9 protein-coding genes are annotated in these 9,704 nt (G+C 48.9%); 6 read left to right on the forward strand and 3 right to left on the reverse strand.

Annotated features, from left to right (window positions below; genetic code table 11):
- The 4 genes from B2751_RS01430 to ahpF all read left to right on the forward strand — a co-directional run.
- Positions 1 to 747: gluconate:H+ symporter (locus B2751_RS01430; RefSeq protein WP_290772291.1), on the forward strand; the 747-nt coding region annotated here is incomplete at its 5' end.
- A gap of 20 nt (positions 748 to 767) precedes the next feature.
- A complete protein-coding gene (gene gnd, locus B2751_RS01435; protein ID WP_035411788.1) occupies positions 768 to 2,168 on the forward strand; it encodes a decarboxylating NADP(+)-dependent phosphogluconate dehydrogenase in 1,401 nt (466 codons plus the stop codon).
- 221 nt (positions 2,169 to 2,389) lie between these two features.
- Positions 2,390 to 2,953, forward strand: coding sequence for an alkyl hydroperoxide reductase subunit C (gene ahpC, locus B2751_RS01440; protein ID WP_012371860.1), 564 nt, complete (start codon positions 2,390 to 2,392; stop codon positions 2,951 to 2,953).
- Positions 2,954 to 2,967: 14 nt separating this feature from the next.
- A complete protein-coding gene (gene ahpF, locus B2751_RS01445; protein WP_035411786.1) occupies positions 2,968 to 4,497 on the forward strand; it encodes an alkyl hydroperoxide reductase subunit F in 1,530 nt (509 codons plus the stop codon).
- A 42-nt stretch (positions 4,498 to 4,539) separates the two neighbouring features.
- On the opposite strand, the gene B2751_RS01450 is transcribed toward ahpF, so the two are convergent.
- Complete coding sequence (locus tag B2751_RS01450; protein WP_290772298.1) at positions 4,540 to 5,109, reverse strand: hypothetical protein; 570 nt, start codon at positions 5,107 to 5,109, stop codon at positions 4,540 to 4,542.
- A 251-nt stretch (positions 5,110 to 5,360) separates the two neighbouring features.
- Between B2751_RS01450 and B2751_RS01455 the strand changes: the two genes are divergently transcribed.
- Positions 5,361 to 5,903, forward strand: coding sequence for an ECF transporter S component (locus tag B2751_RS01455; RefSeq protein ID WP_050678560.1), 543 nt, complete (start codon positions 5,361 to 5,363; stop codon positions 5,901 to 5,903).
- Between the two features lie 45 nt (positions 5,904 to 5,948).
- Here the strand turns inward: B2751_RS01455 and B2751_RS01460 are convergent, their stop codons facing one another.
- The gene (locus B2751_RS01460; protein ID WP_290772301.1) at positions 5,949 to 7,442 is read right to left on the reverse strand and encodes a malate:quinone oxidoreductase; all 1,494 of its coding nucleotides are present in this window, start codon (positions 7,440 to 7,442) and stop codon (positions 5,949 to 5,951) included.
- 245 nt (positions 7,443 to 7,687) lie between these two features.
- Between B2751_RS01460 and B2751_RS01465 the strand changes: the two genes are divergently transcribed.
- Positions 7,688 to 9,217, forward strand: coding sequence for a cryptochrome/photolyase family protein (locus B2751_RS01465; RefSeq protein WP_290772304.1), 1,530 nt, complete (start codon positions 7,688 to 7,690; stop codon positions 9,215 to 9,217).
- A gap of 40 nt (positions 9,218 to 9,257) precedes the next feature.
- On the opposite strand, the gene B2751_RS01470 is transcribed toward B2751_RS01465, so the two are convergent.
- A partial coding sequence (locus tag B2751_RS01470) for an amino acid permease (protein ID WP_290772307.1) occupies positions 9,258 to 9,704 on the reverse strand: 447 nt, incomplete at its 5' end.

Below are 9,704 nucleotides of genomic sequence, written 5' to 3' on the forward strand. Positions count from 1 at the left end.
GTACCTGAATCGTTTACACGCACAGGAAACATCGCGTCACTCGGGGAACAAAAAGAATTTGATTTAGACGAGACGCCAGGTTTCGGTATTAGTGTCTTCACTGCGATGCTACCGGTCCTCTTGATGTCGGTCGCAACGATCTTCACGCTTTTACAAGAAACACTCGGCTTGGGTGAGAGTAGCGTCATCTCGGCGATCGAGTTCATCGGGAACGCCTCGACGGCGATGTTGATTTCGTTACTCGTCGCGGTCTACACGATGGGGATCGCCCGTAAGATTCCGATGCAAACGGTCATGGAATCTTGTACGACGGCCATCGCCCAAATCGGGATGATGCTATTGATCATCGGTGGTGGCGGTGCCTTCAAACAAGTCTTGATTGACGGCGGCGTCGGTACATTCGTCGCACAATTATTTGAAGGATCGGCGTTATCTCCGATTCTGCTCGCTTGGTTGATCGCTGCGATTCTGCGAATCTCACTTGGTTCTGCGACAGTCGCTGCCCTTTCGACAGCAGGTCTCGTCATTCCGTTACTGGAGCAATCTGACGTCAACTTAGCGCTCGTCGTCCTTGCGACTGGTGCGGGTAGTCTAATCGCTTCACACGTCAATGATGCGGGCTTCTGGATGTTTAAAGAGTATTTCGGATTATCATTAAAAGAAACGTTTGCGACATGGACTGTGCTTGAGACGATCATTTCCGTTTGTGGACTTGGGTTCGTTCTTCTCCTCAGCCTCGTCGTCTAAGAAAAGGAGTCGTTCTACTTATGCAACATTCTATCGGAGTCATCGGACTTGGCGTCATGGGACGCAACTTAGCACTGAATATGGCGAGTCATCAAGAAGAAGTCGCCATCTATAACTACACACGTGATTTAACGGACGATCTCGTCGCACACGATGAGGGATTATCACTTCATCCGTACTACGATATCGAAGCATTCGTACAGTCACTCGCCCGTCCGCGTAAAATCTTCATGATGGTCACGGCCGGCAGCGCGATTGATTCAGTCATCGAATCGTTACTTCCACATCTTGAAACAGGCGACATCATCATGGATGGTGGGAATTCCCACTTCCTTGATACGGAACGTCGCTTCGACGAACTCCAACGACACGGCATCGAATACATCGGCGTCGGCGTATCGGGTGGTGAAGTCGGTGCACGGACCGGTCCTGCGATCATGCCGGGTGGATCGAAAGAAGCCTACGAACATGTCGCACCGATCTTGACGAAGATTGCCGCTCACGTTGAAGGCGATCCATGTTGTGTCTATATTGGTCCGAAAGGCGCTGGTCACTTCGTCAAGATGGTTCATAACGGAATCGAGTATGCGGACATGCAACTGATTGCTGAAGCGTATAGCTTCCTCCGTTTCCGTCTCGGACTCGACGTCACGGAAGTCGCGGACATCTTCGCTGAGTGGAACGAAGGTGAACTGAAAAGTTACCTGATTGAGATTACAGCGGACATCCTCCGAAAAACGGATGATGAGACAGGGCAACCGTTGATTGATGTCATTCTCGATCAAGCCGGTCAAAAAGGAACTGGAAAATGGACGAGCCTGCAAGCCATTGATAATGGGATCGCCTCTTCGATCATCACGGAAGCCCTGTTCGCGCGTTACCTTTCAGCTATTAAAGAAGAACGCGTCGCAGCGTCTGCTGTCCTAAAGGGACCAGAAGACTTGTCAACGCTTGAGCGAGACGCGTGGGTCGAACGGATTCGTCAAGCGCTTTATATGGGGAAAGTTGCCGCATACGCGCAAGGCTTCACCCAGTACCGGACATCGTCTGAACTATACGACTGGAACTTACGCCTTGAGGAGATCGCCTTGATCTTCCGTGGTGGATGTATCATCCGGGCCGACTTCTTGAACGTCATCAGTGAAGCGTTTAAAAACGACGCGAACCTCTCGAACTTGATGCTCGCCCCATTCTTCGCTGAGAAAGTACAGGCGTATCAAGAATCGTTACGTCACGTCGTTGCCGAGGGAGCGTTATCTGGTTTTGCACTCCCATCTCTATCGACGTCACTGACGTATTACGATAGCTACCGGACAGCAAACTCGAATGCCAACATGTTGCAAGCCCAACGCGATTATTTCGGCGCTCACACGTATGCCCGGACAGACCGCGAAGGCATTTTCCATACGGACTGGCAATAAGGAATACAGCTCCCGACTCCTGTTTCATTTAGGAGTCGGGATTTCTTTTTTTGTTCACACAATCTTTCCTGAAATAAGAAATTACCGATTATACCTTGACAAAAGTGTTGGTCTATATGAAATTAGTATTAGATTAGAATTATTCTAGTGTGATAAATACAGATTACCTGTATGCACTAGAACAGATTCTAAATATAGAACCCTTGAGGAGGATTTTTATCATGTCTTTAATCGGAAGTGAAGTAAAACCATTCAGTGCATCAGCATTCCACAACGGAGAATTCGTTGACCTAACGGATGCCAACCTTCGCGGTAAATGGAGTGTCGTATGTTTCTACCCTGCAGACTTTACATTCGTTTGCCCGACAGAACTCGAAGATCTCCAAAACCAATACGCAACACTCAAAGCGCTTGACGTTGAAGTTTACTCTGTTTCAACAGATACGCATTTCACACATAAAGCATGGCACGAAACATCAGAAACAATCGGTAAAATCGAGTACGTCATGATCGGTGACCCATCACACGTCATCTCACGTAACTTCGAAGTCTTGAACGAACAAGATGGTCTTGCTGACCGCGGTACGTTCATCATTGATCCAGACGGCGTCATCCAAACAGTTGAGATCAACGCAGGCGGCATCGGTCGTGATGCGAGCACACTCGTCAACAAAATCAAAGCAGCACAATATGTACGTAACAATCCAGGCGAAGTCTGCCCAGCGAAATGGGAAGAAGGCTCTGCAACACTCACACCAAGCCTTGACCTCGTCGGAAAAATTTAAGGAGCGGATTCGCGATGGCTTTAGCACCAGACATTAAAGCACAACTCGCGCAATACCTCGAGCTTCTCGAAGGCGATCTCGTCCTAGCCGTTAGTGCTGGGACAGACGCCGTCTCGCTTGAGATGAGCGCACTCGTCGAAGAGATCGCAAGCATGACACCACGCATCTCCGTCGAGCAGGCAAGCCTTCCCCGGACACCAAGTTTCACAGTCAACCGTGTCGGTGAGACAAGCGGCATCACGTTCGCGGGAATCCCACTCGGTCATGAGTTCACGTCCCTCGTCCTCGCACTGCTTCAAGTCAGCGGTCGAGCACCGAAGGTCGATGCGGACGTCATCAAGCAGATTCAAGGCATTCAAGAAACGTACCACTTCGAGTCGTACATCAGCTTGAGCTGCCACAACTGCCCAGATGTCGTACAAGCATTGAACGTCATGAGCGTCCTCAACCCGAACATCAGTCACACGATGATTGATGGCGCGGCATTTAAAGCAGAAGTCGAACAAAAAGAGATCATGGCTGTTCCGACGGTCTTCGTCAACGGCGAAGCGTTTGGTAACGGACGGATGTCACTTGAAGAAATCTTGGCGAAGCTTGGCACAGGTGCCGATGCTTCTGATTTCGCTGATAAAGATCCATACGATGTCCTCGTCGTCGGTGGTGGTCCAGCTGGATCGAGTGCTGCCATCTATGCAGCTCGTAAAGGCATCCGGACAGGTATCGTCGCAGAGCGCTTCGGTGGACAAGTCATGGATACGATGAGCATCGAAAACTTCATCAGCATGAAGTACACGGAAGGACCAAAACTCGTCGCAAGTCTTGAGGAGCACGTCAAGGAGTATGGCATTGATGTCATGAACCTGCAACGAGCAACTCGTCTTGAGAAGAAAGACCTCCTTGAGCTCGAGCTTGAGAATGGTGCTGTCTTGAAGACGAAGAGTTTGATCCTTTCAACAGGTGCACGCTGGCGTAACGTTGGTGTCCCAGGTGAACTCGAATTCAAGAACAAAGGCGTCGCCTACTGCCCACACTGTGATGGTCCATTGTTCGAAGGAAAACGTGTCGCAGTCATCGGTGGCGGAAACTCAGGGATCGAAGCAGCCATCGATCTCGCGGGAATCGTCAAGCATGTCACGGTCCTTGAATTCGCACCGGAACTAAAAGCCGATGCTGTTCTTCAAGAACGCCTCGCTTCTCTTCCGAACGTCACGGTCGTCGTCAACGCACAGACGAAGGAAATCACAGGAACGGACAAAGTGAACGGTATCACGTACATGGAGCGCGAAACGAACGTCGAACGTCACGTCGAGCTCGAAGGTGTCTTCGTCCAGATCGGTCTTGTACCGAACACGGACTGGCTCGGTGAAACGGTGAGCCGTAACAAGTTCGGTGAAGTCCAAGTCGATCGCCACGGCGCAACGAACGTACCAGGCGTTTTCGCAGCAGGAGACTGCACGGATAGCGCGTATAAACAGATCATCATCTCGATGGGCTCTGGTGCAACAGCTGCACTGGGTGCTTTCGATCACTTGATCCGGAATTAATGCAAAAGAGCGGAACTCAGACGAGTTTCGCTCTTTTGTATTTCAATAGTAGATTTCACCAACAGATGAACAATGAAATTCTTTCGTGATGTGATGTCTAGTTAAGATACCTTGCTTCGCGTATGTACCACTGACCGTTACGACCATCGTTTGTCCTGCATCGATTCGGGTACCATCAAATCCTTTCTGTGTCCAAATGCCATCATTGATGGCTTGAGACGTCATCGAAAAGACATCAGAGAACCACTGTCGCTCACTTTGCTCCAAAAGTTCCGTTTCGAAATTCCCTGTGATCCGAACTTCTTTTTCACCTTGTGTTCGTTCAAGTGCTCGTTGACCATCTCCATAAATACTCAATTGAACATGCAACGGTTTTAACCGTTTGATTGCCCGTTCTTGAAAACGTTTTGGCGAAATCCAGTCCTCGTCTGCGAATTGATTTGCTGCAAGCAATGTGACGTCCGCATTTTCATGTGTCCGATTCAATTCTTGCACGATTTTTTCATATGCTGCGTAATAACGTTGATGTTGTGTCGTCTGATCCTTCGCCTCCGATATGACTGGTGACAATGAAGCGAATAAAAAAACAGCTGTCGCGATCTGATATTTCATTAACTTCCCCCTTCCTTTCGCTGTTCATTGTACAGAAAAAACAAAGAGTAGATTCAAAAACGACAACCGTTTTGGAGATTTTTTCATTTAAGACTGTATGAATAGATTAAACTCTTTTGGAATTAAGAACGAATGACGATTTTTTAGTCAATCTGACCCCTATAAATAATTCAAAGTTGACACTTTTGACTAGTCCAGGCATCTGATAGATTGAAGATATCTTAAAATCTATCATAAAGAAGGTTAGTCACATGCAAAAAGCAGCACCGTATTCTAGCACTCGTACCCGCCAGCTCGTCATCACTGCGATGTCAATCGCACTTGTTCTTGTAGCAACGATGTTAATCAAGATTCAATTACCAATCGCACTAAACGGTGGTCTCATTCATATGGGAACAGCAATGCTCTTTCTCATCGCGATTTTATTCGGTCCACGGACAGCATTGATTGCCGGTGCTGTTGGAATGGGGTTATTCGATCTTCTAACGGGTTATGCGATTTGGGCACCTGGTACGATCATCGCACGTGGACTTCAAGGATTGATCGTTGGTTACATCGCGTGGTCAGGTGGTCGTAACGGAACGAATGTCACGTTCAACTTGATCGGGATGATTGCTTCCGTTCCTGTCATGCTACTCGTCTACTTCGTGCATGAAGGGATTATGTTCAGCAACTGGGTCGCACCAGCCACTTCAATTCCAGGAAACATCACACAAAACGTCATCGGCATCCTCGTTGCGATTCCAGTCGGGATTGCACTGAAGAAAACACGTTTCTTCCGTAACTTCCGCTAAATCAAAAAACCGTCCGGCTCCTCGTGGAGTCGGACGGTTTTTCGTTTAGCGAATCGGTTGACCTTGTTCAAGCTCAAGCGTTTTAGCTGTTTCGGCATGGATCTGTTCGAACAGCTCCGGATTTTCAACGAGTGAGATTCCGTAAGACGGAATCATCTCCTTGATTTTTGCTTCCCACGTCGGTAGTTCGGACGGGAAACATTTCGCGAGTACTTCGAGCATGACCGGAACCGCTGTTGAGGCACCTGGCGACGCCCCAAGTAAGGCCGCAACAGATCCGTCGGCTGCACTGACGACCTCTGTTCCGAATTGGAGTGTCCCTTTTCCTTGCGGTGTATCCTTGATGACCTGGACACGTTGACCAGCGACGACGACATCCCAGTCTTCCGTCTTCGCATTCGGGATGAACTCTCGTAATTCGTTCATCCGTTGCTCCGTCGACAAGAGGACTTGCTCGATCAGATACTTCGTCAATCCCATCTCTTTTGCTCCCGCAGCAAGCATCGTCAAGACGTTGTTCGGTTTGACAGACGCGATCAAATCAAGATTCGATCCTGTCTTGAGGAACTTCGGTGAGAAGCCAGCAAACGGTCCGAAGAGAAGCGATTTCTTCCCATCGATGTATCGTGTATCCAAGTGCGGTACTGACATCGGTGGTGCTCCGACTTTCGCTTTTCCGTAGACTTTCGCATGATGCTGTTCGATGATTTCAGGATTTTTACAGACGAGGAATAAACCACTGACCGGGAAACCACCGATTTGCTTCGATTCCTCGATGCCTGTTTTTTGGAGCAACGGTAGACTACCACCGCCACCCCCGATGAAGACGAACTGCGCCGTATGATGCTCAATCCGGTGATCGCGCTCATTCTTCACTTTGACTTCCCAACCCCCGTCAACACGCTTCAAATCCTCGACACCGTGCTGATAGTTGATCGCTACATCGTGTTGTGCGAGATATTCAAACAGGATTCGTGTCAACGCACCAAAGTTGACGTCCGTTCCTGAATCGATTTTTGTCGCAGCGATCGGCTCTGGTGACGTCCGACCGTTCATGATGAGTGGAATCCACTCGGCTAATTTCGCTGGATCCTCTGAATATTCCATTCCTGCAAACAACGGATTCGCTGATAGCGCTTCCAATCGTTTTTTCAGGAATTCGACGTTTTCTGTTCCTTCGACCATGCTCATATGTGGAATCGGCATGATGAATTCTTTCGGATTCGGCAAGACACCTTCCTTAACGAGATGCGACCAGAATTGACGTGACAGTTGGAACTGTTCGTTTACTTTGACTGCTTTACTGATATCGATCGAACCATCGGCGTTTTCTGTCGTATAGTTCAGTTCACATAGTGCGGCGTGACCTGTTCCGGCATTGTTCCACTCATTCGAGCTTTCTTCCCCGGCACTCGCGAGTTTCTCGAATACCTTGATGTTCATCTCAGGCGCGAGTTCTTTTAACAAGACCCCTAACGTCGCGCTCATGACTCCGGCACCAATTAAAATAACGTCTGTTTTTTTAGGCATACTGCTCATGATATCCTTCCTATCCCCGTTGATATTATGGACTACCTGTCATGAAAAACTTCCCCCTCATGACGACAACTTACCTTTCCATTATAACCCTATCATAGCTTGCACAGAAAGGAACTTCTTTTACATTCAGAAATGTGCAAAAGCGATGATTCAGAATAAGAAGATGTTCGTTAGCCGGCACACAATCAGGCATGACTTTGACGAAAAACGGTAATCATATAACGAAAGTAAAAGGAGGAACACTTATGGCGACACGCTGGATATTCGGCAATCAATTGAATCACGATCTCCCTTTATTACAGGAAGCAAACAAACAAGACGACGTCATCCTGATGGTCGAAGCGACCTCGCGCTCCAAGTGGAAGACGTACCATAAACAAAAGCTCGTCCTTGTCTTCTCAGCGATGCGACATTTTGCGGAAGAACTGCGCGAGAAGGGCTTCACTGTCGATTACCGGGAAGCCGATTCGTTCGATCAGGCATTCCAGACGCACCGGAAAGATCATGATCCGGATCATGTATTTTATACAGCGATCACGGACGAACCGATGCGCAAGGCGATGCACAAGTGGCAAGACGCTTTACCGAAGAAAATCACGGTCGAGGTCTGTTCCGACGTGCCGTTGTTTTTACTGACACAGGAAGAAGCGGTCGAAGCAATTGGCGACAAGCCATACAAGATGGATCGGTTTTATCGCAAACTGCGCAAGGAACGAAACGTTCTCATGAACGGCTCTAAACCGATCGGTGGAAAGTGGTCGTTTGACGCCGAGAACCGGAAACCGGCGAAGTCGGGGACGACGTTTCCGGATCCCGTTCAGTTTCGTCCCGATCGCATCACAAAGGACGTCATCGACAAGGTCGAGCGTGATTTTTCCGATCATCCAGGAGCACTTGATTCCTTTCATTGGCCGGTTACGCGAAAGGAAGCGATGCAGGCTCTCCATCGTTTCATCGAAGAGCGGCTTGAGACGTTCGGGACGTATCAAGACGCCATGCTGACCGGGGAAGATACGTTATCGCATTCGCTCTTGTCAGCAGTAATCAATCTCGGCTTACTGACACCGGAAGAGGTCATTCGTCAAGTCGAGGCAGCACTTGAAGAACAGGATGCTCCGCTCAATGCGGTCGAAGGTTTCATACGCCAAATCCTCGGCTGGCGCGAATACATGCGTGCCGTCTATCTAGCCGAGATGCCAGACTACGCTTCCGTCAATGTGCTACGGCATGAAGCGGATCTACCGGACTTTTTCTGGACCGGGAAGACGAACATGAACTGTGTCGCTGAATCGTTACGTCCTGTCGTCGAGCATGCCCATAATCACCACATCCAGCGCTTGATGGTGCTCGGGAACTTCGCTAATCTGTTTGCGATCTCACCGCAACAGACGGCAGACTGGTTTAATGAGATGTACATCGATGCCTACGACTGGGTCGTTTTACCGAACGTTCTCGGGATGGCGCTACATGCCGACGGGGGAACGTTATCGACTAAACCGTACATCGCTTCGGCGAACTACATCCATAAGATGAGTGATTATTGCAAAGGATGTCCGTTCCATCAAAAGGACCTGCTTGGCGAAGATGCCTGTCCGTTTAACGCCTTGTACTGGGACTTCATCGACCGGCATGAAAAACGCTTCGCTGATAATCAGCGGATGTCGATGATGTATCGGCAATGGGGAAAGCGCGATGCGGACAGCAAACGCGATATTCGAAAGAAAGCTAAAGCACTTCGGAAACAACTACAGGATGGTGCTTTCGATACACCATGAAACAAGCCGGTCGGATTAGGTCCGACCGGCTTGTTTTGGCTTACGCACTTTTTTGATTAGCTGCTTGTTGTTTCTTTTTCCGGAGGTGATACAGTCCGAATAGTCCGAGGAACCAGACCGGTGTCAGCAACAAGGCTGGACGTGTGTCGTCAGCAAACAGCATGACGACGAGAATGACGGCAAACAATCCGAGCACGAGGTAATTGACGAGTGGTGTCAATGGTGCTTTGAATGTCGATGCTGCATGTAATTCCGGATTTTGTTTCTTGTACCGGAGATGACAGACGAGGATGACACCCCAGACCCAGATGAAGCAGATTGCACTGATCGTCGTGACGATACTGAACGCTTGTCCCGGTAACAGCTTACTGAGCAAAGCACCGACTGAGACGACGATCGTCGAGACGAACAAGGCGTTTGCTGGAACATGATTTTTGTTCAACTTCGAGAACTTGTTCGACGCTTGCTGTTGATTTCCCAGGTTATA

Origin of the sequence: Exiguobacterium sp. UBA6282, from assembly GCF_002440475.1 — a bacterium.
Classification (GTDB): Bacteria; Bacillota; Bacilli; order Exiguobacteriales; family Exiguobacteriaceae; genus Exiguobacterium_A.